This is a genomic window from Ancrocorticia populi (assembly GCF_003123745.1).
Taxonomy (GTDB): Bacteria; Actinomycetota; Actinomycetes; order Actinomycetales; family Actinomycetaceae; genus Ancrocorticia; species Ancrocorticia populi.
This window is the reverse complement of the sequence record NZ_QETB01000008.1, coordinates 1-23,177: the sequence shown is the minus strand read 5'-3', so window position 1 is coordinate 23,177 and position 23,177 is coordinate 1. Positions and strand designations below refer to the sequence as shown.

The 23,177-nt window shown below is 59.4% G+C and carries 22 protein-coding genes and 1 tRNA gene; 2 read left to right on the top strand and 21 right to left on the bottom strand.

Going from position 1 to position 23,177, the window contains the following annotated elements:
* Positions 1-17 precede the first annotated feature (17 nt).
* The 19 genes from atpC to DD236_RS11675 all read right to left on the bottom strand — a co-directional run bounded on the left by atpC (position 18) and on the right by DD236_RS11675 (position 18,362).
* Positions 18-275, bottom strand: coding sequence for an ATP synthase F1 subunit epsilon (atpC, locus tag DD236_RS11765; RefSeq protein WP_109094591.1), 258 nt, complete (start codon positions 273-275; stop codon positions 18-20).
* Complete coding sequence (atpD, locus tag DD236_RS11760) at positions 275-1,732, bottom strand: F0F1 ATP synthase subunit beta (RefSeq protein WP_109094590.1); 1,458 nt, start codon at positions 1,730-1,732, stop codon at positions 275-277. The genes atpC and atpD overlap by 1 nt, the downstream gene beginning before the upstream one ends.
* Before the next feature lie 29 nt (positions 1,733-1,761).
* Positions 1,762-2,697: a F0F1 ATP synthase subunit gamma gene (locus DD236_RS11755; protein ID WP_109094589.1), complete on the bottom strand. Its 936-nt coding sequence runs from the start codon at positions 2,695-2,697 to the stop codon at positions 1,762-1,764.
* Positions 2,698-2,699: 2 nt separating this feature from the next.
* Positions 2,700-4,325, bottom strand: a complete 1,626-nt coding sequence (gene atpA, locus DD236_RS11750; protein ID WP_109094588.1) for a F0F1 ATP synthase subunit alpha — start codon at positions 4,323-4,325, stop codon at positions 2,700-2,702.
* A 69-nt stretch (positions 4,326-4,394) separates the two neighbouring features.
* A complete protein-coding gene (locus DD236_RS11745) occupies positions 4,395-5,204 on the bottom strand; it encodes a F0F1 ATP synthase subunit delta (RefSeq protein ID WP_109094587.1) in 810 nt (269 codons plus the stop codon).
* A complete protein-coding gene (gene atpF / locus DD236_RS11740; RefSeq protein WP_243410309.1) occupies positions 5,204-5,770 on the bottom strand; it encodes a F0F1 ATP synthase subunit B in 567 nt (188 codons plus the stop codon). Before atpF ends, DD236_RS11745 begins: the two co-directional genes overlap by 1 nt.
* On the bottom strand, positions 5,767-5,976 hold the full coding sequence (gene atpE / locus DD236_RS11735) for an ATP synthase F0 subunit C (RefSeq protein ID WP_109094623.1): 210 nt from the start codon (positions 5,974-5,976) through the stop codon (positions 5,767-5,769). The genes atpF and atpE overlap by 4 nt, the downstream gene beginning before the upstream one ends.
* 62 nt (positions 5,977-6,038) lie before the next feature.
* Complete coding sequence (gene atpB / locus DD236_RS11730; protein ID WP_243410308.1) at positions 6,039-6,857, bottom strand: F0F1 ATP synthase subunit A; 819 nt, start codon at positions 6,855-6,857, stop codon at positions 6,039-6,041.
* Between the two features lie 194 nt (positions 6,858-7,051).
* Complete coding sequence (locus DD236_RS11725) at positions 7,052-7,531, bottom strand: hypothetical protein (RefSeq protein WP_133246103.1); 480 nt, start codon at positions 7,529-7,531, stop codon at positions 7,052-7,054.
* Positions 7,485-8,636, bottom strand: a complete 1,152-nt coding sequence (locus tag DD236_RS11720; protein ID WP_109094585.1) for an MraY family glycosyltransferase — start codon at positions 8,634-8,636, stop codon at positions 7,485-7,487. The genes DD236_RS11725 and DD236_RS11720 overlap by 47 nt, the downstream gene beginning before the upstream one ends.
* Before the next feature lie 20 nt (positions 8,637-8,656).
* On the bottom strand, positions 8,657-9,283 hold the full coding sequence (locus tag DD236_RS11715) for an L-threonylcarbamoyladenylate synthase (protein ID WP_109094584.1): 627 nt from the start codon (positions 9,281-9,283) through the stop codon (positions 8,657-8,659).
* Complete coding sequence (prmC, locus tag DD236_RS11710; RefSeq protein ID WP_109094583.1) at positions 9,280-10,131, bottom strand: peptide chain release factor N(5)-glutamine methyltransferase; 852 nt, start codon at positions 10,129-10,131, stop codon at positions 9,280-9,282. The genes DD236_RS11715 and prmC overlap by 4 nt, the downstream gene beginning before the upstream one ends.
* Positions 10,131-11,231 carry a peptide chain release factor 1 gene (prfA, locus tag DD236_RS11705; protein ID WP_423716476.1) on the bottom strand — a complete coding sequence of 367 codons (1,101 nt, stop codon included), beginning with the start codon at positions 11,229-11,231 and terminating at the stop codon, positions 10,131-10,133. Before prfA ends, prmC begins: the two co-directional genes overlap by 1 nt.
* An 84-nt stretch (positions 11,232-11,315) precedes the next feature.
* Positions 11,316-11,528 carry a 50S ribosomal protein L31 gene (gene rpmE / locus DD236_RS11700; protein WP_109094582.1) on the bottom strand — a complete coding sequence of 71 codons (213 nt, stop codon included), beginning with the start codon at positions 11,526-11,528 and terminating at the stop codon, positions 11,316-11,318.
* A 159-nt stretch (positions 11,529-11,687) separates the two neighbouring features.
* On the bottom strand, positions 11,688-13,589 hold the full coding sequence (gene rho / locus DD236_RS11695) for a transcription termination factor Rho (RefSeq protein WP_109094581.1): 1,902 nt from the start codon (positions 13,587-13,589) through the stop codon (positions 11,688-11,690).
* Between the two features lie 245 nt (positions 13,590-13,834).
* Positions 13,835-14,965: a TIGR04053 family radical SAM/SPASM domain-containing protein gene (locus DD236_RS11690; RefSeq protein ID WP_273487372.1), complete on the bottom strand. Its 1,131-nt coding sequence runs from the start codon at positions 14,963-14,965 to the stop codon at positions 13,835-13,837.
* Positions 14,966-15,055: 90 nt separating this feature from the next.
* Positions 15,056-15,955, bottom strand: a complete 900-nt coding sequence (gene thrB / locus DD236_RS11685) for a homoserine kinase (RefSeq protein ID WP_109094579.1) — start codon at positions 15,953-15,955, stop codon at positions 15,056-15,058.
* Positions 15,955-17,055 (bottom strand): threonine synthase, encoded by a 1,101-nt coding sequence (thrC, locus tag DD236_RS11680; RefSeq protein WP_109094578.1) that lies wholly within the window; start codon positions 17,053-17,055, stop codon positions 15,955-15,957. The genes thrB and thrC overlap by 1 nt, the downstream gene beginning before the upstream one ends.
* The gene (locus tag DD236_RS11675) at positions 17,055-18,362 is read right to left on the bottom strand and encodes a homoserine dehydrogenase (protein ID WP_109094577.1); all 1,308 of its coding nucleotides are present in this window, start codon (positions 18,360-18,362) and stop codon (positions 17,055-17,057) included. The genes thrC and DD236_RS11675 overlap by 1 nt, the downstream gene beginning before the upstream one ends.
* Before the next feature lie 189 nt (positions 18,363-18,551).
* On the opposite strand from DD236_RS11675, the gene aroD reads away from it, so the two are divergent.
* The gene (aroD, locus tag DD236_RS11670; RefSeq protein ID WP_109094576.1) at positions 18,552-19,388 is read left to right on the top strand and encodes a type I 3-dehydroquinate dehydratase; all 837 of its coding nucleotides are present in this window, start codon (positions 18,552-18,554) and stop codon (positions 19,386-19,388) included.
* Positions 19,389-19,414: 26 nt separating this feature from the next.
* On the opposite strand, the gene lysA is transcribed toward aroD, so the two are convergent.
* The gene (lysA, locus tag DD236_RS11665; RefSeq protein WP_109094575.1) at positions 19,415-20,791 is read right to left on the bottom strand and encodes a diaminopimelate decarboxylase; all 1,377 of its coding nucleotides are present in this window, start codon (positions 20,789-20,791) and stop codon (positions 19,415-19,417) included.
* Positions 20,792-20,818: 27 nt separating this feature from the next.
* Positions 20,819-22,495, bottom strand: a complete 1,677-nt coding sequence (argS, locus tag DD236_RS11660) for an arginine--tRNA ligase (RefSeq protein ID WP_109094574.1) — start codon at positions 22,493-22,495, stop codon at positions 20,819-20,821.
* A gap of 136 nt (positions 22,496-22,631) precedes the next feature.
* Between argS and DD236_RS11655 the strand changes: the two genes are divergently transcribed.
* A tRNA-Arg gene (locus DD236_RS11655) sits at positions 22,632-22,704 on the top strand.
* Positions 22,705-23,177 lie beyond the last annotated feature (473 nt).

Below are 23,177 nucleotides of genomic sequence, written 5' to 3'. Positions count from 1 at the left end.
GGCCGCATCTCCTGTCATTAGGCTTCCTGCTTCTCCGCCGACTGTACAACCACATAGATGTGATCAGAATCCACAGTGACAAGGCCTTCGGAGACGCTGAAACCGAGTTTCGTCCCCTCCGGCGTATCAACAATCACGGATCCTTGCTCAAGCCCCGCCATGAGTGGGGTGTGCCCGGCCAAGATGCCCATCTCGCCACCAACGGAGGGGATGCGAATCTGTTCGGCCTGCCCGGTCCACACCACACCAGCCGGTGAAACAATCTCCAGAAGCATTATCGCTGCTCCGCCTGAATCTTGGCCCAAGCCTGCTCAAGATCCTCGATACCACCGATGTTGAAGAATGCCTGCTCAGGCACCTTATCGTACACGCCGTCACAGATCCGCTTGAAGGCTTCAACGGTTTCATCCACGGGTACCGTAGAGCCTTCAACGCCCGTGAACTTCACGGCCGTGTAGGTGTTCTGCGAGAGGTACTGCTGGATACGGCGAGCACGAGCCACCGTCACCTTGTCCTCTTCGGACAGTTCGTCAACACCCAGAATCGAGATGATGTCCTGAAGTTCCTTGTTCTTCTGAAGAATCGCCTTCACACGGGTGGCCACATCGTAGTGCTCCTGGCCAACGATCTGTGGATCGAGGATTCGCGATGTTGAGGCCAGAGGATCCACCGCAGGATATAGTCCCTGAGAGGCGATCTCACGGGAAAGCTCGGTGGTGGCATCCAAGTGGGCGAAGGTGGTTGCCGGGGCCGGATCCGTGTAATCATCCGCGGGGACGTAAATGGCCTGCAGCGAGGTGATCGAGTGGCCGCGGGTGGAGGTAATGCGCTCCTGCAAGGCACCCATTTCATCGGCAAGCGTGGGCTGGTAGCCCACCGCAGAGGGCATACGTCCAAGCAACGTGGAAACTTCAGAACCCGCCTGTGTAAAGCGGAAGATGTTATCGATAAACAGGAGCACGTCCTGGTTCTGAACATCGCGGAAATATTCGGCCATAGTGAGGCCGGACAGGGCGATACGCAGGCGCACGCCGGGCGGCTCGTCCATCTGGCCGAACACTAGCGCCGTCTTATCCAGCACGCCCGCCTCACCCATCTCCATGATGAGATCGTTGCCTTCGCGCGTACGCTCGCCTACACCGGCAAACACAGAAACGCCATCGTGATCCTGCGCCACGCGCTGAATCATCTCTTGGATCAGGACGGTTTTGCCCACACCGGCACCGCCGAATAGGCCGATCTTTCCACCCTGAACGTAGGGGGTGAGCAGATCGATCACCTTGATTCCCGTCTCGAACATGCGGGTTTCAGGCTCGAGCTCATCGAAGGCGGGGGCCTTACGGTGAATTGGCCAGCGCTCCGTAACTTCGAGCTTCTCACCCTCCTCAAGGTTCAGGCATTCACCCAGCACGTTGAACACGTGGCCTTTAGTCACATCGCCAACCGGCACCGTGATAGCGCTTCCGGTGTTCTGGACTACGGCTCCGCGTACAAGCCCGTCCGTCGGCTTCATTGCGATGCAGCGGACCACGTTATCCCCGAGGTGCTGAGACACCTCAAGAGTCATCTGGTAATCAGCTTCGCCTTCGCCCTGACTAGTAAGCTCCACGGTTGTGGTCAGAGCGTTATTGATCTCTGGTAGGGCATCGGCCGGGAACTCCACGTCCACAATGGCGCCGAGCACCTGGACGATCCTGCCCTGGCTAGTAGTGGTCTCAACAGTGGCACTCATGTTCTTCTCTTCCTTGCATCTTCCGTGTGCTAGCTGGACTTCAGAGAGTCCGCACCGGAAACAATCTCGGTGATCTCGGTGGTGATCTCGGTTTGGCGTGCGTTGTTCGCCAACCGTGTGTAATCCTCAATAAGCTGTCCGGCGTTCTCCGTTGCCGAATGCATCGCCTGCTGGCGCGAAGCGAGCTCGGACGCTGCGGACATTGAGAGAACGCTAGAAATACGCTGACGTACATACAGCGGCAGAATCAGATCAAATAGTTCTTTCGCCGATGGCTCGAACTCGTAAACCGGATGAATCGGAACGGGGTACTCACCCAGCTCATCCGGCTCCGCCGTACGGTCAGCCATGGGTTCATCCGTATCCACGATCTCCATCGGCAGCATGTGCCGAACCTGAACAACCTGACGAACCATGGACTCAAAACGGGTAAACACTACGTGCAGCTCTGCCACCGGATCATCATCGGTATCCGCCAAGAAACGTTCTAAGAGCGCGTCCGCGATATCTCGGGACATCTCGGGACTTGGCCGATCCGATTCCCCGGACCAACTCTGCTGAACATCAGCCCCTCGGAAATGGTAGTGCGAGATCCCCCGGCGGCCCGCCACATAGAGAACCGGCTCCTTGCCCGCCTCACGCAGCTCCTCCATATAGCGGTCAGCTTCGCGCAGTACCGAGGCCGAATAAGCGCCTGCCATCCCTCTATCGGACGTCACCACGAGAACTGCGACTCGGTTCGTATCCGTACGCTCGTTGAGGAGGGGATGATTCTCTTCGTCAGAGTGTGCGGCAACGGTGGCGATGGCCTCGGTCAACACACGGTTGTAGGGATCTCTGCCCTGCGCGATCTCCCGAGCCTTGCCGATACGTGAAGCCGCGATAAGCTCCATGGCACGGAACACCTTTTCAAGGGTGGCCGTTGCCCGGATCTTCTCTTTATAGGCCCGCTGCTTTCCCGCCACGCTTAGCCCCGCTTACCGCGTACGATTTGTTCCTTGGCCTGTTCCGTTTCCACCTCGGCCTCAGAATCCTGAAGCAGTCCCTCGGACGCGAGGAACCCGTGCTGATATGCCTCCACAGCCTCTCGCAGCTTATCCTCGGTTTCGCTTGACAGCTGTCCCGTATCTGCGATCGTGGACAAAACATCCGAGTTATGTGCAACGTAATCCAGCAAGCCGGATTCGAAGGAATGGACCATCTCTACCGGGATCTCGTCAAGGTAACCGGCGGTTCCAGTCCACATAGAAACAACCTGCTGCTCAGCCTTATAGGGCGTGTACTGCGGCTGCTTCAGAAGCTCCATCAACCTCTCACCACGAGTCAACTGCTGGCGCGTAGTGGCGTCAAGATCGGACGCGAACATTGCGAACGCAGCCTGCGCACGATATTGAGCCAGCGTGATCTTGAGCGTTCCAGCAACCTTCTTCATGGCCTTGATCTGGGCATCACCGCCTACCCGCGATACGGAAATACCCACATCGACGGCCGGACGCTGATTCGAGTTGAAGAGATCGGACTGCAGGAAGATCTGGCCGTCTGTAATAGAGATGACGTTCGTGGGAATGTAAGCCGAAACGTCATTTGCTTTCGTCTCAATGAGGGGTAGGCCCGTCATCGAACCGCCGCCTAGCTCATCGGACAGCTTGGCACAACGCTCGAGGAGGCGGGAGTGCAAGTAGAAGACGTCTCCTGGATATGCCTCACGGCCCGGTGGCCGCCGCAGGAGCAGGGAAACTGCTCGGTAGGCCTCGGCCTGCTTGGAAAGATCGTCAAACACGATCAGAACGTGCTTGCCGCCGTACATCCAGTGCTGACCAATGGCCGAACCGGTGTAAGGAGCGAGGTACTTGTAGCCTGCCGGATCTGAGGCGGGGGAAGCGACGATAGTCGTGTACTCCATGGCGCCGAAGCGCTCCAGTGTGGAGCGCACGGAAGCGATCGTTGATCCCTTCTGCCCAATAGCCACGTAGATGCACCGCACCTGCTGGTCCGGATCTCCGGTGTCCCAGTTGTCCTTCTGATTGAGGATCGTATCGATCGCCAACGCGGTCTTACCCGTCTGACGATCACCAATGATGAGCTGGCGCTGGCCACGCCCGATCGGAATCATGGCGTCAATCGCCTTGAGCCCCGTCTGCAGTGGCTCGCTCACGCTCTTGCGGGCCATAACACCCGGAGCCTGAAGCTCAAGCGCCCGGCGTCCCTCAAGATCAGTGATTTCTCCCAAGCCGTCAATCGGATGACCCAGAGGGTCAACGGTACGCCCAAGGTAGCCATCGCCCACGGGCACAGAGAGTACTTCTCCAGTGCGCCGGACGTCCTGGCCCTCTTCGATGTTGGAGAAGTCTCCAAGAACAACAACACCAATGTCGCGTTCCTCGAGATTCATAGCCAAGCCGAGCGTTCCGTCGCTAAACTTCAAAAGCTCATTCGCCATCGTGCCCCGAAGGCCCTCGACGCGAGCGATACCATCGGCGGTCACTGTTACGTGACCAACCTCCTCGCTGGCCGTCTCGCTCGGCTTGTACGAGCCCACGAAACTGTCAAGGGCAGCCCTGATCTCATCGGGCCGGATTGTCAGTTCAGCCATTCCTCATTCCTTCGTTCGACGGCTCTTGCCGTATCTCAATACCGGCTATGGACCGGACGCTATCGCTCACTACTTGATTTCTTCGCGTAACTTGGCAACACGATGGGCGAGGGTCCCGTCCATCACTTCGTCACCAACTCGGATCCGCATGCCTCCAACAACCCGTGTATCAACGTACACGTGCACGTTGACAGGGCCCTGGTAACGCTCGCTGAGAAGGCGGGTAAGCCTTTCCTCTTGAGCTCTGGTGAGTGGAACAGCCACGGTCACCGATGCAAGCAGGCGATGGCTCCGCTCTGCCGCCGCCTGGGTCATTGCCGCGAGCGTCTGGGTGATTGCCCGCTCGGGGGCCATCCGTACTGCGTGCACGAGCAAGAGCTGAGCGTCGCCCCCCATACCCGTGAAGATACTCCGGGTTAACGCCGCGCGCTCGTCCGCCGTACGGGACCTATCCCCAAGAGCCACGCGCAAATCACGCTCATCACGCAGCAATCGCCTCGCGTGATACAACTCTTCTTCCACCTGCTTGAGAATGCCTGCGCGCCCCGCACCAGAAAGAACAGACTGAACGCCCAAGCGATTTATCACATCAACAAGCTCTGCGGGACTCCCCCACCGCTCACGTGCGATTCCAGAGAGCAGATCGGACACTGGCCCCGAAACCGAATCCCCAAATACATCGAGCACCAGGCGCGACCTATCCGCGCTAGCGCGCGCGGGGTCCGTCAACGCTTTTCCAAGGGTTGGCGTTCCCTCTACAAGGCGGGCCGCGCGAAAGAGCTCCCGCGCACACTCGTGTTCGCCACCGTCGCGTTCAGCGAGGATGGTGTCCCAAACGTCTGCCAACCGGCTAAAGGCGGCCTCGGTGCTAGAACGCATCAGTTTTCCTTGACCTCCGCCTTAGCTAACTGGGCATTCTGGGCCTCGAGATCATCAAGGAAGCGATCGATAACGTCGCGCGAGATATCCGGGTCCAGAGCCTGTGCCCCAACGATCTTCTCCGCAAGGTCCACTGCGAGAGTACCGATCTGCTGCTCCAGAGCCTTCTTCGCTGAGGTGGCGTCAACTTCGATCTGACGCTGAGCGTTCGAGGTGATCCGCTCCGCGTCCGAGGCCGCATCGGCCTTAGCTGTACGAGCGATCTCAACGGCGTTATCCTTCGCCTGATTGCGGATCTGGGCCGCCTCGCGGTGGGCATTGTTGATCTCATCGGCAAGTGCCTCGCGTTCGCCAGCCATCTCCTCCTTGGCGTTCGCGGCGGCAGCCAGACCATCTTCAATCTTGGTCTTCCGCTCGTCGAGCATCTCCATGAAGGTGGGCCACGCAAGCTTCCCTACCACTAGAGCAACGATCACAAACGCGATCGAGCCCCAGATCAGATCAGCAGGTGCCGGGAGAAGAAGATTGTGCTCCGCTTCCTCGGCCAACGTCACTGCCAACATCATGCTCCAAAGACGAGCCCAGCAACGAAACCGATCAGGCCGAGAGCCTCAACGAACGCCGCTGAAATCAGCATGTTCACGCGCAAGAAGCTCTTAACCTCGGGCTGGCGCGCCGTGGCTTCCTGAGTCCTACCGGCAAGCATGCCGATGCCGATGCCGGGGCCGAGGGTGGCGAGGCCGTAACCGATCGTTGCGATGTTACCGACAATCTCCATAATGAATCTTCCTTTGGTTATTGGTTAAGGACGGATCAGTGTTCTTCGATTGAAGATCAGTGTTCTTCGATAGAAAGTGAAATGTAGACAGCGCTCAGGAGAGCGAAGATGTATGCCTGTAGAGCGCCAATGAATATCTCGAACGCTACAAATATGATTCCCGCTACCAGCGTGAGAGAACCCAGGCCAATACCGGCCGCTCCCCCCATGCCTGTGTACAGGAAGTTGGTACCCACAAAGCACAAGACAAGAATCATGTGCCCGGCAACCATGTTGGCCAAGAGACGGATGGTCAGCGTGAGCGGCCGGATGATGAAGGTGGAGAGGAACTCAATCGGGGTCATCAGCAGATACAGGACCTTCGGCATTCCCGGAGGCATGAGCTGATTCTTGAAGAAGTGCCCGGCACCCTGTTCCTTGATACCTGCCACTATGAAGCCAACGTACGCCACAACGGCGTAAACCAGTGGCATACCGATCACGGACGTTGCCGCGATCTGGAGGCCGGGGATCACCCCGGTGAGGTTCATGAACAGCGTTCCGAAGAAGATCGTCGCCAAAAGTGGCATGTACCGATCTGACTTTTCTTCGCCGATGATCTCATGCCCGATCTGCTTGCGGACGAAATCTAATCCAAACTCCACGACAGCCTGAGCGCGCCCGGGCACCAACTTCGCCCGGCGGGCATAGAGTCCAAAAACGATCGCAAGCAAAACAACCGCGATCAGACGTACAAGGATCAACCGGTTGATCTCAAACGGAGTCCCTTCAAAGAGGAACGGCTCGGGGAAAAACTCCTCAAGGCCCGGCACATGCCACGAGCTATCGCCATCGGCGAGAGTGGTTGCCGAGGCCGCGGCGAGAGAAACCAACAAACCATCCTCCGTAAGTTAGGTGGACGAGGAGCTGCTACGTTCCCCGAGACACCCGTACATGATACCCATGAATCCACGGGCACGGGAACCGGCACCCAGACGAGTATTCAACTGGCTGCCTCTAACCAAGTTAGCGCCGAAGAACCTAGCTCCGTCCAGCCCGCCCAAGCAATTCTGGCTCTTTCGTGCGCTCGCTACGGTTTATCCACGTCTAAACCGGGACCTTCGGCCCGCAGCACCACCACGACCATTGCGGACAGGGCGATAATTTCGGCCACTATGAGAGTGACCACAAGGGCAATATCATCCGCACCGGCCCAGCGTCCGCACGCAACAACGGCAACCGCCGTCACGATCACTTTAAGACCGTAGAGTATGCCACTCGCAACCCCGCCCAAGGTGCCCCACCGGACAAAGAGGGCAGTCAGCCCGAAGGAGACAACCACCGCCGCCGAACTAATCAACGCGGCGATCCCCCAATCGGGGTTGCCGGTACCATAGGCAATCAAGGCACCAGCAGCTCCGATGCCACCAACGCTCACGCCACACCACACGAAGATCAGCCCGAACAATTGGGCAATACTTAGCGTTTCCCCGGGTTCGCGCCGTCCCAGCCAGTGATGGCGCTTAGTCATCGCCCACAACGTCTTCATCGGGAATGTGCGTATCGTCATCGCGGGCACCCACACTATGACGCCGGCGCCCAAGCGCGCGGTGCGAAACCACGATGGCCAATACAATGCAAACCGCGGAGATCGATATAACGATCTTGGCTGGGAAAATCACCAGCGCAACGCACGCAAAGGATGCAATGGCAGCCCACAAATAAAGTGTGAGGACAGCTCCCTGATGGGAGTGGCCCCTGCGAAGAAGACGGTGGTGCAGGTGCCCGGCGTCGGCGTGAAATGGGGACTGCCCTCGCGCAAGCCTGCGCACAACGGCCCACACAAAATCGATAATCGGAAGCAAAATAACGGCAACTGGCACCAAAATAGGCATGTAGGCCGGTAGGGAATCGCCAACGGATGTGTTGGCGGGATCGATCTGGCCAGTCACGAGGATACCGGCGCCAGCGATCACCATCCCAAGCATAAGCGCCCCGGAATCCCCCATGAAGATACTTGCCGGGTGGAAGTTGTGCGGTAAAAATCCCACACAGATCCCCACGAGTGCGGCCACTACAACCGAAGAGACGGCCGCATAGTTATCGGGGCTGGCATCCCGGGCAAGGAAGTAGGAGTATCCAAAGAAGGCGAGGGCCGCGATCCCCACGATTCCGGCCGCCAACCCATCCAGTCCATCCATGAAGTTCACAGCGTTGGCAACTATCAGAACGATCACAACGGTAGCGAACAGCGTCAGCCGGGAGGAGCCCACGGTCAGCCCCATGAAAGGGACGGAAACCAGTTGGACACCCTGCCAAGCCATCACTCCGGCAGCGAGGATCTGCCCGGCCAGTTTCGCGTACCAGTCCAGCTGCCAGATGTCATCGATAGCCCCAACAACACACATGATTCCGGCGCCCAGCAGTACTCCCCATACTCCGGAGCCGGAGGCGAACACCCAATGTAGGTAGGGGATCTGGGAAGCAACTAGTAGCGTCACCACATACCCGATGTACATCGCAATCCCGCCAAGCCGCGGGATAGGCACCGTGTGAATGTCGCGAGCGCGCACCCCTGTCACGGCACCAGCCGCCAGCGCGATGCGCCGGACCACCGGGACCATCAGATATGTGATGGCCGCGGCAAGCACCATGATGAGCAGGTATACGCGCATGAACCCTTCTAGCCTGCCTTCTAGCCCGCGAGTGTGCCGAACCGAGCGATATCTGAATCAGCGATGGCACCGTGGCGAACGATCTCCAGCTTCTCGCCTACGATCACGATAGTGGAAGGTTCGCCCCCACCGCATTTTCCACCGTCCAGATAAACAGCCACCTTGTCGCCTAGCTGGTCCCGCGCCTGCTGCGCCGTTGCCGCCGGGTGCTGAGCCGTGAGGTTTGCGGAGGAGACGGCCATCGGCCCGGCCTGCTGGAGGAGCGCGAGGGCTATCGGGTTATCCGGCATGCGCAGTGCAACAGTTCCCCCAGTTTCGCCGAGGTCCCATCCGATCTCCTGGCGGGCTGGCAGGATGATGGTGAGAGCTCCCGGCCAGAATTCGTCCATGAGGGCGCGGGCGGCCTCGGGGATACTGGTTGTTAGTTTCGCCGCATCCTCGGGGGAAGCCACGAGCACCGGAGAGGGTTTGTCGCGGCCGCGGCCCTTGGCGGTCAGGAGCTTGTCCACGGCTCGCGGGGAGAACGCGTTGGCACCCACCCCGTATACCGTGTCTGTTGGAAGGACCACGAGTCCGCCGTCCGCTACGGCGTGGCGGGCCTGGCCGATTGCCGCGTCCAGATCGTTTGAACAGTCCACTATCGTCATTCTGCTTCCTTCTTTGCCCACAGCCACCGCGGCCTGCCCGTGTAATCACAGCCCGTGTGCGCTTCTTCGAATTCTGATGCGCGGGCGTAGTCCAGAAGGCCCTCCCCCTGGTTCTCGGCGTGTTCCATCACGAGGATACCGCCGGGCTTCAGCAGCTGCGCCGCCCGCTCGATAATTGCCTTCGGGAAGTCCTCCCCGTCCGGTCCGCCGCCCCATAACGCCATCGGCGGGTCGGCTTCCACTTCGGGGCTGAGTTCTACGGTGGGAGGCACGTAGGGAGGATTTGAGACGACGACGGAAACTTCCCCCTCAAGCCCCTCCAATGCAGTGCGCGCATCCCCATGGATGAGGGCCACGGGGTTGCCATACCGTGCGTTGTTCTCACGGGCCGTAACGAGGGCTTCCTCGGATAGCTCCACACCCATCACGTATGCTTCTGGGACCTCCGTAGCTACTGCAAGTGCGATATTGCCACTTCCCGTGCATAGATCTGCAACGCGGATAATCTCATCGGGGCCCGCCGCCTCCACCATCGCCGCTGCCTCATCGATGGCGTCACCTGCCACCAATTCCGTCTCGGGCCGCACAATGAAGCATCCGGGGCGCGAGGCAAGTTCCAGGTAGCGGAAGTACATCTGCCCCGTTACGTGTTGGAGGGGCACCCTTTCACCGCGCTGAACCACCATTTCGGCAAAGCGGTCGCGTTGCTGCGTTGTGGGATCTGACGCCTTATGAAGGGATGATCCCGCCGCCACCTCAGCAATCTCACGCGCATCGGCTGCTGGTGACTCTAGCCCCTTGGCTGCGAGCCAGCCGGTGGCCTGAATCACCAGATCGTTCCACAGCATTATTCCTCCGCGTTTGCCATCCGCTCAGCCTCGTCCATGTTGCGCGCCGAGTCTACGAGCGGCCCCAAATCTCCGGAGAGTACATGATCGAGGTTATAGGCCTTGTATCCCGTGCGGTGATCAGAGACGCGGTTCTCGGGGAAGTTATAGGTACGGATTCTCTCAGACCTATCGACTGTGCGCACTTGCGAGCGGCGCAGCGCAGCGTTTTCTTCGGCTTGCTGGTCCAATTGCATCTGGCGAAGTCGCGAGCGCAGCACTCGCATCGCTGCCTCGCGGTTTTGGATTTGTGATTTTTCGTCCTGCATAGAAACCACCACACCGGTGGGCAGGTGGGTGATGCGAACGGCAGAGTCCGTGGTGTTCACGGACTGGCCACCAGGCCCGGAGGAGCGATAAACGTCGATGCGCAAATCGGCATCATGAATCTCTACCTCACCCGGATCGTCTACTTCGGCGAACACTAGGACGCCGGCAGCCGACGTGTGGACGCGACCCTGAGATTCGGTGACTGGCACTCGCTGGACGCGGTGCACGCCGCCCTCGTACTTGAGATGGGCCCACACCCCGTCGGCGGGATCGGCCAAGTTGCCCTTGGAACGCACGGCCATCTGGAATTCCTTGTACCCACCCATATCGGTGGTGGTTGCCGAGAGAACTTCAACGGACCAGCCCATCGTTTCTGCGTACCGTTGGTACATCCGCACCAGATCGGAGGCGAACAGGGCGGATTCTTCGCCGCCGGCCCCGGCTTTGACCTCCACGATGGCATCACGCGCATCGTCTGGATCTCGGGGAATCAAAACGTCGTGAAGTTCTTCTTCTAGGGTCTCAAAGCTCTTACGCAAGCCGGGAAGCTCTGGCTTGAACAGTTCGGCATCCTCGCCGCCCGCCGCCACGATCTCCTTTGCCTCTTCTAGATCAGCGCCAGCACTCTTGTAGTCGCGGTACACACGCACGATGCGTCCCAGCTCGGCGTAGCGCCGTCCCACGGCTTTCATCTTTGCCGGAGATTTCAGCACCTCCGGACTAGACATCTTCGCTTCAACTTGCTCGTATTCGGCAAGCATCTGCTCGGCAAGCTCGACCTTCTTATCCACGGTTTCCTCGATTCAAGCTGGCAATACCCATAATCATGACAGATGCCGGCACAGCAAGCTGTGCCGGCATCTGATGTTCAAAGACTACTTCTTGCGCTTGCCGTAGCGAGCCTCGAAGCGAGCCACGCGGCCGCCGGTATCGAGGATCTTCTGCTTACCGGTGTAGAACGGATGGCAAGCATTGCACACATCAACACGAAGGTGATCGCCTGCGAAGGTCGAACCCGTCTCGAACTCGTTCCCGCAGGTGCAGGTCACTGCGATGGTGTGGTAATCAGGGTGAATTCCCTGCTTCATAGTATTCTCCTTGGATCGTTTTGCGCCCCGGGTCCAACCTGCTTGTGCAGATCGGTGAACCGAAAGCCGACGAAATATTATGACACGCCCAACCGCTCAGTTACCAGAGCGGACCGGGCCGGGTGAGTAACTCCACCTTTGGCGGAGCTACCCGTGAGGTTACTTCTTCGCCCCACCTTGCATTGAACGCATGATGGACACCAAGAATTCCGCATTGTTTTCCGTCTTGCGCATCCTGCCCAAAAGGAAGTCGGAGGCATCGTTCACATCCAGCGTACCTAGGGCACGGCGCAGGTGCCAGATCACCTTCAGTTCCTCGGCCGTGAAGAGCAACTCCTCGCGGCGGGTACCCGAAGCGTTGACATCGATTGCCGGGTAGATTCGGCGGTCAGCAAGCTGGCGGGACAGGCGCAGCTCCATGTTGCCCGTACCCTTGAACTCCTCGAAGATCACTTCGTCCATCTTCGAACCTGTCTCCACAAGCGCGGAGGCGATGATGGTCAGGGATCCGCCATCTTCGATGTTGCGCGCGGCTCCAAAGAACTTCTTGGGCGGATACAGCGCACCCGCGTCCACGCCACCAGACAGAATTCGGCCGGATGCCGGTGCAGCCAAGTTGTAGGCACGCGACAAGCGGGTGATCGAATCGAGCAGAACCACAACATCCTGACCCAACTCCACCAAGCGCTTTGCGCGTTCAATCGCAAGCTCAGCAACGATCGTATGATCGGAGGCCGGCCGATCGAAGGTGGAGGCAATAACCTCGCCCTTGACCAGACGCTTCATGTCCGTAACCTCTTCGGGGCGCTCATCCACCAGCACCACCATCAGGTGGACATTCGGATTGTTTGTGGCAATCGCCTTAGCAATCTGCTGCATGACCATCGTCTTGCCGGCCTTGGGCGGAGAAACGATGAGTCCGCGCTGGCCCTTGCCAACGGGGGCAACAAGATCGATTGCGCGTGCCGTCAGAGCCTTAGACGTTGTTTCCATCCGCAGCATTTCCTGCGGGTAGAGAGGCGTCAGCTTATTGAACTCCGCACGCTGCCGGGACTCTTCAGGATCGAGCGAATTGATCGAATCCACCTGAACCAACGGATTGAGCTTCGGCGAATACTTGCGGTGCTGATTGCGCCCGCGATTCTGATTCTGGTTTTCACGCTCGCTTCGTTGGCGGACAGCACCCACCAACGCATCGCCGCGGCGCAGACCAAACTGGCGAACAATTTGAGGAGACACCGAAGCATCGTTGTTACCCGGCAAGTAGCCGCCAGTACGCAGGAAGGCGTGATTGCCTTCCATGTCCAGAATTCCAGCGACGGGAATCAAGACCTCTTCATCGCCCGAATCGCGACGGTTATCCTGACGATCGTTCTGCTGACGATCGTTCTGCTGATTGTCGTTGCGATGGTTATCGTTACGCTGGTTATCCCGGTCGTTACGTTGATTATCGTTGCGCTGATTATCGCGCCCGCGGTTTCGATCGCGGCGGTTGCGGCGGTTACGCCGATTTGTGTTGTCTTCTTCGCCGGAATCGCTCGCCTTACGTTCGGCGGCTTCGCCAATGGCGTCTAGGGCTGCACGACGATCTTCGTCTGACATACCCTGGCGGTTGCGCCGATCGCGGCGGTTGCGCTGATTCTCGTGCTTATTACCTTGCCCGGAGTGATCGGGCAGCACGATGTCATCAGTAGACTCAGGCTTCTTGGCCGGCGCTTCCTGCTTGGCGGGTTCTTCCTTCTTCGCGGGCAAATCCAACTTAAAGGGCTCTTCAGTCTTTTCGGGTGCCTTGGACTTTTCCTGCTCTGCAGGCTTCGCCGAGGCCGTGTTCTGCTTCGCATCCTTGCCCTGCTGCGGCTGGGCGGACGTGTCCTCCGGCGTAGTTCGTCCCGCTTTCGGCGGGCGCCCACGCTTGGCCGGGCCTTGCACCGTGCGGATGGCCTCGACCAGATCTGCCTTACGCGCCTTTGGTTGCACGTCGATGCCCAAAGACCTTGCGAGATCCTTTAGTTCGGGGAGACGCATCGTTGAGATTGCGCCGCTCGTGCGAGTTTCGCTCACGAGTTTCCTTCCTTGCAAAGCCTGTTACATTCGCTTTGCTGTAGCCGAAATGGCTTCGGCTGAGTACTTAGAGGATGGCATCTTGACTAATTGCGCGAAATGATTTCACGGAATGACTCATCCGAGAGATCTTTGATGCCTTACCGAACATATATGTATATCTGTCGGTACGTGGTTACTTTAGCAGGCTTCACCCACAGGATGCACTATTTCCGCAAAGTGAACTAGGAAACGCCGCTCTGCGCCTACACGCCCGAAACGGGTTGCGGCTGCCGCAACTGGGCCGGCACATAAAGACACATCGGATCGGCGGCTAGTGGATCTCCGCTCACGGCGTAGGCACGCGAGCGCCCACCGCCACACCAATTATTGAACTCGCACACGCCGCACTTTCCACCGAAGCTCTCGGGCGTGCGTAGGGAGTGCATAAGCGGATCGTTCCGATACATGTCTACGATCGAACGCTCTTTGACGTTGCCAAGAATCTTTGGCAGGAAGCCCGAGGGAGTGACGTTGCCTTGGTTATTCACAAACACGATTCCGTTGCCATCGCGCACACCAAAAGAACGCCCAAGTTTCGTTGCCCGAACCTGCTCCGGCGTCATGCCTTCCGCCATCATCCGCTGGGCGGCCACACGCCGAAAATGCAAAGCCTCGGTGGTGCGAACCTCGAAAGGCTCAATCTCATTAAGCTGGTCGGCCCACCTAAGTACCTTCTCCGCCTCCGCCGGTTCGATCTCCGAAAGCATCAGGCCGCGCCCCGTCCGAATCAAGAAGAACAGAGTCCATCGCATGATGTCGTGCTGTTCCATCAGCTCGCGGATCCCCTCAAGGTCACCGATAGTCTGTTCAGCCACCAATGTGTTGACCTGAAGCGGAATGTCTAGCTCATGGGCCCATTCCATCGCCTCAACCGTGTGATCGAACGTCCCCTCTACACGCCGGATGCCATCATGCGTGGCGGCGGTAGCACCGTCCAAACTGAGCGACATCGCCTGCATTCCAGCGTCCTTCAGCGTGGCCATGCGCTCGCGGGTGAGAAGCGGAGTGGCCGAAGGCGAGAGGGATACCCCGATGCCACGCTCGCGGGCAGCACTCATTATCTCCTCTAGGTCGTCCCGCCGGAGAGGATCGCCGCCCGTAAGGATCAGGTGTGGGAGCGGATCGCCAAAATCGAGAATGCTGTCAAGAACTGCCTTACATTCGTCGGTGGAAAGCTCTCCTGGCAGGGCCCGGCGCATCGCCTTTGCCCGGCAATGACGGCACACCAGATCACAGGCCAACGTGAGCTCCCAATACACAATCATGGGCGCACGATCATAGGCATAATTCGACGGACGAACCGAACCAATAGGGAGTGGATTATTCGTGTGCACAGGTGGCCTGTCCTCTCGGCAATTCTTGCTATTGCCGATCCTAGTTGTGGACACGACCCAGGGTTAGGACTTTAGGGACACCCAGCAATTTCAAACTAGATAAGCGCCTCGCGCCGGGAAGCCACCAACAGCACTGAACCCAGTCCTCTCCATCTCTTCCTTCACCTCTTCGGGCAGTTCACCCAACACCAAGATCGAGGGGCCGGCGCCCGAGATGACCGCGGGAATTCGGCGTTCTCGCAACGCAGCAAGGGCGTCCGCAGACGGCTGCATGGCCGATGCTCGATACTGCTGATGCAGCCGCTCCTCGGTTGCTTCAAACAGCACAGAGGGATCGTGTTCTAACGCCAAAACCAAGAGAGCTGTTCGCGACGCATTAAACGCAGCGTCCTTATGTGGGACCTTTTCGGGCAGCACTGAACGAGCTGTTTCCGTCAGAAGTTCAGATTCGGGAATCAAGAGGGTTGTCCGCAGATCCTCGCGCACCCGAATCGGAACAGCGTGGGCACCGCTCTCATCAACCCATCCCACAACTGCTCCACCAAAGATGGCGGGGGCGGCATTATCGGGATGACCTTCGAACTGTGTGGCTAGCTCAAGAATCACCTGATCACTCAGAGTCTGCGGATCCTCGACCAAGCCTCGTGCTAGCAAGAGTCCCGCCACAATGGCCGAGGCCGACGATCCGAGACCCCGCCCTTGGCGAATACCGTTGACGCACGTCAGCTCTAGGCTCGGTTGTGGGGCACCCACTTGATCAAGCCCGCGCCGCAACGCCCGCACCACAAGGTGCGAGTTATCGCGAGGAAGGTAATCTGCCCCTTCGCCCGTGATGTTGATGTGGGCGGAGGGCGGTGCTTCGTCGTCGTCGTTAAAAAAGGCACGTACCGAAACCTCGTCCCACAGATCGTGGGCCATACCCATGCAATCAAACCCAGGGCCGAGGTTCCCGGAGGTAGCGGGAACGCGTGCGCGCGCGGTCTCACGCATTAGAACCCCAGTGCGGCGGCGGCAGCTTCAGGAGTAGGTGCGATCGGATCGAAATCGAGCTCGCGCCCACCCAAAGCCGTGGCCGTGTCCTTCAGACCATTACCCGTTACGGTACAGACAATCGTGGCGCCTTCAGGCACCTTCCCGGCTTCGGCAGCCTTAAGGAGGCCGGCAATCGAGGCGGCGGAACCGGGCTCGATGAACACCCCGACCTCCGCGGCTAAGATCGCCTGTGCGTTGAGAATCTGATCGTCCGTCACGCGATCGATCCAGCCGTGGGAATCATCGCGGGCAGCTTCGGCAAACTTCCAGGAGGCGGGATTTCCGATGCGGATGGCCGTTGCCACGGTCTCCGGCTTCTCAACCGGATGGCCCAGAACTAGCGGCGCGGCCCCCCATGCCTGAACACCCCACATCTGGGGCACCTTCGTGGAAATCGGCGGCATATGGGCCGCAGACTCATCGAGGGACGCAATCGTGGGGCGCCCGGCATATTCGTTGTACCCCATCCAATAGGCGGAGATATTGCCGGCATTACCCACGGGCAACACGTGAATATCGGGGGCGTCTCCCAGATAGTCAACGATTTCAAAAGCGGCGGTCTTCTGCCCCTGGAGCCGGTAGGGATTCACCGAATTCACGAGCGCTACGGGATAGCGTTCGGTCAGGGCACGGGTGATGTTGAGGCAATCATCGAAGTTTCCGTCTACGGCCACCAAATGGGCGCCGTGCACGATTGCCTGAGCCAGCTTGCCTGCGGCGATCTTGCCTGCGGGTAGGATCACGGCGCTCTTCAGGCCCGCCGCCACCGCGTATGCGGCGGCCGATGCGGAGGTGTTGCCCGTGGAAGCGCAGGCAACCACCTGCGTATCGGACTGCAACACCTTCGAGATCGCGGTTGTCATGCCGCGATCCTTGAAGGAACCCGTGGGATTCATTCCCTCGACCTTGACGTACACGCGGGCGCCCGTACGCTCGTCCAGCGCGCGAGCATGAACCAGCGGTGTTCCTCCCTCACCCAGCGAGACGATCGGATCAGACTCAGCGAACGGGAGCCGTTCGCGGTACTCGGAAATTACGCCCTGCCACTGATGAGCCATCAGGCCTCCTCTACTCGGATAACGCGATTAATACCGGCCACAGCATCCGAATCCTCAAGCTGGGCGATAGTTGCTTCAAGCGCCTCGTGGGACGCTGCATGGGTAGTGACCGTCAGGTGGCATACTGCCTGCCCGGGCAGACCATCTTCACCCTTGATGATCTTTTCGTGGTCCTGAGCCACCGCGCTGATCGAAACGCCGTGCTGGGCGAAGATACCGCTAACCTCGGTGAGGACTCCCACAGTATCGTCAACTGCCACTTCAACCTGATAGCGCGCGACGCTCTCCTCTAGGGAAAGGACGGGCAGGTCCGCGTAAATGAGCTCGCGCGGGGCGTGGCCGCCTTCCACGATATGGCTAGCCGCGGCCACCACATCCGACAGGACGGCGGAGGCAGTGGGGGCACCGCCAGCGCCGCGTCCGTAGAACATGAGGCGATCGGCGGCCTCGGCCTCAATCACCACCGCATTGAAGGGCCCATGTACTCCAGCCAACGGATGTGAATTTGGGATAAGGGTGGGCCCAACCGTGGCCTCAATACCGTTCTCGCGGCGCTTGGCAGAGGCGATGAGTTTAATGACGTATCCCGCCCGCGTTGCCGCCGCAATATCAGAGGACGTGATGGAACGGATGCCTTCCACGTGAACCTCGTCCATCGCCACGCGTGAATGGAAGGCGAGTGAGGCCAGAATCGCGCACTTAGCCGCGGCATCCAGACCGTCCACGTCCGCAGTAGGATCCGCCTCCGCGTACCCGAGCCGTTGGGCCTCGGCTAGGACATCATCAAATTCGAGGCCCTTGGTGGTCATCTCATCAAGAATATAGTTCGTGGTGCCATTCACGATCCCGAGCACCGCGGTGATGCGGTCCCCAGCCAGCGATTCGCGTAGGCCGTATACAACGGGTACGGCACCTGCCACGGCGGCCTCGTAATACAGATCCACGTCCGCCCGGGCGGCAGCCTCGTAAAGCTCGGGGCCGTGAGCAGCCAACAGGGCCTTGTTGCCCGTAACAACGGACGCCCCATGTTCGAAGGCTTCCAAGATATAGGATCGAGCGGGCTCGATTCCGCCCATCAACTCGATCACGATATCAGCGCCATCAATCAGGCTGGAGGCATCCGTGGTGAGCAACGTTCGGTCAACCGCTTGGTCTCGGGGCGCGTTGATATCACGTACAGCGATACCCTCCAAGTGCAGCCACGCACCGGCGCGGGCCGTCAGATCCGCCGCTTGTTCATCGAGCAGGCGAGCTACCTGACTACCTACAGTGCCACATCCAAGAAGGGCAACTCTCACATCTTCCACGGATTCTCCTTTCAGATGTCCCCAGCGTACTGGGGGAAGCCGGAAAACTGGGAGGATGTCCACCACAAAAACGGCAGAGGTTCACTTTGTCCAATACGGTGTATTCGGGACCAAAGCATGTCCTATAAATGTGGCCAATGTTATAAGTTGAAGGCGTAGACGCAGCGATTCGAAGAGGAGAGGCTGACCATGGCATTTGCAAATCTTGACGGTGTCATCTTGGGTAAAGATTGCCCTAAAATCATCACCCCGATTACGCCAAGGACTCTTGAGGAACTGGAGAGGCAGGCCCTTGAGCTGGGCGGCCAAAAGCTCGAAGACTACAAGGGGCGTGAGCTCGCATATGACACAAACGGACTTGAGGGTTCCAAACCCACCTTTATTTCGGACATCGTGGAGTGGCGCATTGATTGCTATGAGCATGCGCTAGATCCCAGTGCAATCACGCATGCTGCCGCGATCCTCCGCTCCCGAACGCCGCTGCCCATCCTTGCGACCTTCCGCACCACGCCCGAAGGCGGGGAGAAGGATCTAGCCACCGGCCAGTACATTCGTCTGCTCACCACTCTTGCCAACTCCGGATCCGTGGCGGGTATTGACGTAGAGCTTTCCCGCGGCCGCGAAGTCATAGCGACGATTCTGCATGCCGCGCATTCGGCCGGAAGCAGCGTCGTGGCCTCCGTGCACGATTTCAAGGCAACGCCCAGCACCCAATCGATCGTGGATACGCTCACGGCAATGGAGGATTCCGGCGCAGATATCGCCAAGTTCGTGTGCATGCCAAAGGACGCGGGCGATACTCTGGCCCTCATGCAGGCAACCTGGCAGGCTAGCCAAAAGCTCAACATCCCGATCATCACCGCGGCCATGGGCCCCACGGGAACCATCTCACGTGTGGCCGGCAGCCTGTTCGGATCATCCGCCACGTTCGCGACCGTTGGGGATGCTTCCGCCCCAGGTCAGGTTCCGGCATCCGTTCTCAAGCCGATTCTGACCACAATTGAGAAGTGGGCAGAGGAGGCCTGAGTCCGAGAGCCTAAGCGTCCAACAGCCTAAGCATCCTCATCAAAGGTGAGCAGATCCTCAACGGTCTCCCGCCGGATGAGCTGCTTGACGCTGCCGTCGCTGACAGCCACGACGCCCGGGCGCGGCAGCATGTTGTAGTTTGAGGCCATGGAGCGCCCGTAAGCGCCCGTGGCTGGCACTGCCAGCAGATCGCCCGGACCAAGGCTGGCGCTGAGTGCAACGTCCTTAACTAGGATATCTCCGCTCTCGCAGTGCTTTCCTACCACGCGTGAACGAACCTGCTCGTCAAAGGGCTCGCGGCTGGCAAGCGCCGCCGTGTAATCGGCCTCGTAAAGCGCTGGCCGGATATTATCGCTCATGCCGCCGTCAACAGATACGTAGCGGCGCGAGCCTTCCTCCAGCTCAACATTCTTGATCGTGCCAACTGTGTACAGGGTGATGCCTGCGGGGCCAACGATGGAGCGGCCCGGCTCGATGGAAACCCGCGGGGCGGCAAGCCCGGATTCGACAACGTGAGCCGTCACCGCGCCGGCAAGTGCGGCCGTGTAGGTGAGCGGTGCAGGCGGGACGTCGTCGATTACCGTGTAGCGAATCGCGTATCCGCCGCCAAAATCGATTTCTGGCACCGTGACTCCGTGGAGGGCGGAGATTTCAGCACGGAGGGCCAGAATGGCGTTGGCCGCCGCTTGGAAAGCCTCCACTGCAAGAATCTGCGAGCCGATGTGGGAATGTAGCCCCACCAGCTCCAGGTGCGAAGCGGCGAGGGTTTCCTCCACCGCACGCAAGGCGGCCCCAGTTGAGATGGATAGTCCGAACTTCTGATCCTCGTGCGCCGTCGAGATATATTCGTGGCCGCCCGCGTGTACCCCAGTTGTTACCCGCAAGACTATGGGTGCAGTTTGGCCACGTTGGCCCGCTACCTGTTCTACGAGGGCGAGTTCTGCTAGAGAGTCGACGACGACGTGCGCCACCCCCGCCTGAAGCGCCAACTCGATTTCAGCCCGGGATTTGTTATTGCCATGCAGGCCAATCTTCGATCCGGGAACGCCGGCCGCGATCGCCGTGCGAAGCTCACCCTCCGAACACGTGTCTATGCTCAGGCCTTCCTCGGCCATCCAGCGGGCCGCCGCAACGCTCAGGAACGCCTTACCGGCATAGAAAACATCTCCCCCGGCTAGATCGGCGAAGCTCTCATCAATCGCGGACTTCCACGCATGGGCGCGGGCCCGCATGTCCCCTTCGTCAATGACATACAGGGGCGAACCGAACTGAGCCACCAGATCGGAAGCTGAAACTCCACCGATTGTCAGCTCGCCTCCCACCCGGTCCACGTTCATGGGCCAAATACCCGAGGGCGAACCATCTGGTTCGGGGGCAGCAAGGTGTTCCAGCGGCGATGTCATCGGTTTCCTTTCAGTGGCGAACACTCACTACATTCTCTCCGGTGCCGAGACTCCCAACAAGCCCAGTCCGTTGACCAATACTTGGCGGGTAGCGTCGTTGAGCCAGAGGCGGGTCCGGTGAAGATCAGTAACTTCCTCATCAGCACGAGGAGTGACACGGGCCTTTGCATACCAGGTGTGGTACGAGCCTGCTAGTTCCTCGAGATAGCGCGCCACGCGGTGGGGCTCGCGCAAGGTGGCTGACTGAGCGGCAATATCCGGGAAGCGCGCGAGGCTTCCGAGCAGCTCGGAATCGGCGGCTTCAAGCAGCTCGGGCTTAAAGCCGTCCTCGCGCGCCACCTTGTGTTCGGTCGCGTTGCGGGACACCGCGCAGGTGCGGGCGTGAGCGTACTGTACGTAGTAGACCGGGTTCTCGTTCGAATGTGAGGCAACGAGATCTAGATCGAGCTCCAGCGTTGTATCCACAGAGGCGCGTACCAGCGAATAGCGTGCCGCATCCACGCCCACTGCATCCACGAGGTCCTCCATCGTGACCACCGTGCCAGCGCGCTTAGACATCCGCACGGCCGCTCCGCCACGGACTAGATTGACCAGCTGCCCAATCAAAATCTCCATGTTCTTGCCCGTGCCAGATTCATCGCCAAAGGCTCGCGCCATGGCGTACATACGCCCGATATAGCCGTGATGATCGGCGCCCAGCATGTATACGCACTGGTCCGCCCCACGCTCACGTTTATCGAGGTAGTAGGCGATATCAGCCGCGAAGTACGCCTTCTCGCCGTTGGACTTGATGATCACGCGGTCCTTATCGTCCCCGTAATCAGTAGAACGCAGCCATAGGGCATCGTCCTTCTCCACAAGGGCACCCTGCTCGCGCAGGCGCTCAATCGCGCGGTCCACCGCGCCCGATTCGTGCAACGACTGTTCGTGGAAATACACGTCGAAATCCGAGCGGAACTCGTGCAGCGAATCTTGAATCTCGCCGAACATGAGGTCAACACCGCGAGCGCGGAACACTTCCTGAGCCTCATCGTCTGGCAACGAGCGGGGGTCAGGATCTCCAGCCTCGATCGCTTGCACAATCACAGTGTTGGCAATGTCCTCAATGTACTGACCGCCGTAACCATCGTCCGGGACGGGGCGGCCGTGCGCGCGGGCCAACAGTGAGGCGGAGAAGTGATCAATCTGATTGCCGTGATCGTTGAAGTAGTACTCGCGTACAACGTCCGAGCCGGAGAACGCGAGAATCCGAGCTAGCGAATCACCCACGGCAGCCCATCGGGCACCACCTATATGGATCGGGCCGGTGGGATTTGCGGACACGTACTCTAGGTTCACGGTGTGCCCCGCGGCTGAATCGGAGCGGCCATAATCGGCACCCTTGGTAAGGATCGTCCGCGCGAGCTCACCCGCGGCGCCGGCAGATAGGCGGATGTTGAGGAAGCCGGGCCCAGCTACCTCCACGGAGTCCACGCCGCTGATCTCGCGGAGACGGACTGCCAGCAGATCCGCAAAGTCCCGCGGCTTCATCCCCGCGCGCTTCGCCAGCTGCATAGCAACGTTCGTTGCCCAATCGCCATGTTCGCGCGATCGCGGGCGCTCAACGCGCACCTCGGGCAGCTCACCCTCGATGGAGAATGTTCCGTCATCAACCGCGGCCTTCAGCGCCGCAGCAATTGCCTTACCAAGTTCTTCAGGAGTCACGCAGCAGATTCTACGTGTTCTAGCCCTCCCCACCGAATTGCGCTCATCACTGCTCACATTCGTCGCCTATCTCACCACGCACGGACGCCGTTCACGCGCAAGCGAGGCCCGCCAAGCTGCTAGTATGTTGCGGTACGCCCCGATAGCTCAGTGGATAGAGCGTCTGCCTCCGGAGCAGAAGGTCGCAGGTTCGAATCCTGTTCGGGGTACTCATATTGCCCAACCTCAGCCGCCCGCTTTTTGGCAAACCTCTCACAAACACAAAACCCACACGCCTCCACCTGCGAACGCCGTACTCTGCCTAGGCATAGAAAACAGCCCCTACACACACTCCCGCTTTGGTAGCGGGAGGCCTTGAAGCTCCCCAATTGGCGCCTCGCGAGGCATATCAGACAGTTGGGGGTAGGTTAGCGCTGTGGGTTGCCAGTATATTGGCAACCCACAGCGCTAACGGCAACCCATAGCGGCAAGCGCAACCCAAAACGACAAATGGGCGCCAAACGCTTGGTTTAGGGCGTGAGTTGGAGTTACTCGCTAACGACTAGCGGAGAATTCCCCGTTACCTTGTTGACAGGTCCTTTTGACGAGTGTTGATTGGGCTTGTCGGTCAGTCGCTCTGGCATGGTGTTCTACCCCTGTCTATTCAATGATCCGGGGGGTGTTGCCACCAGAGTCGATTGAT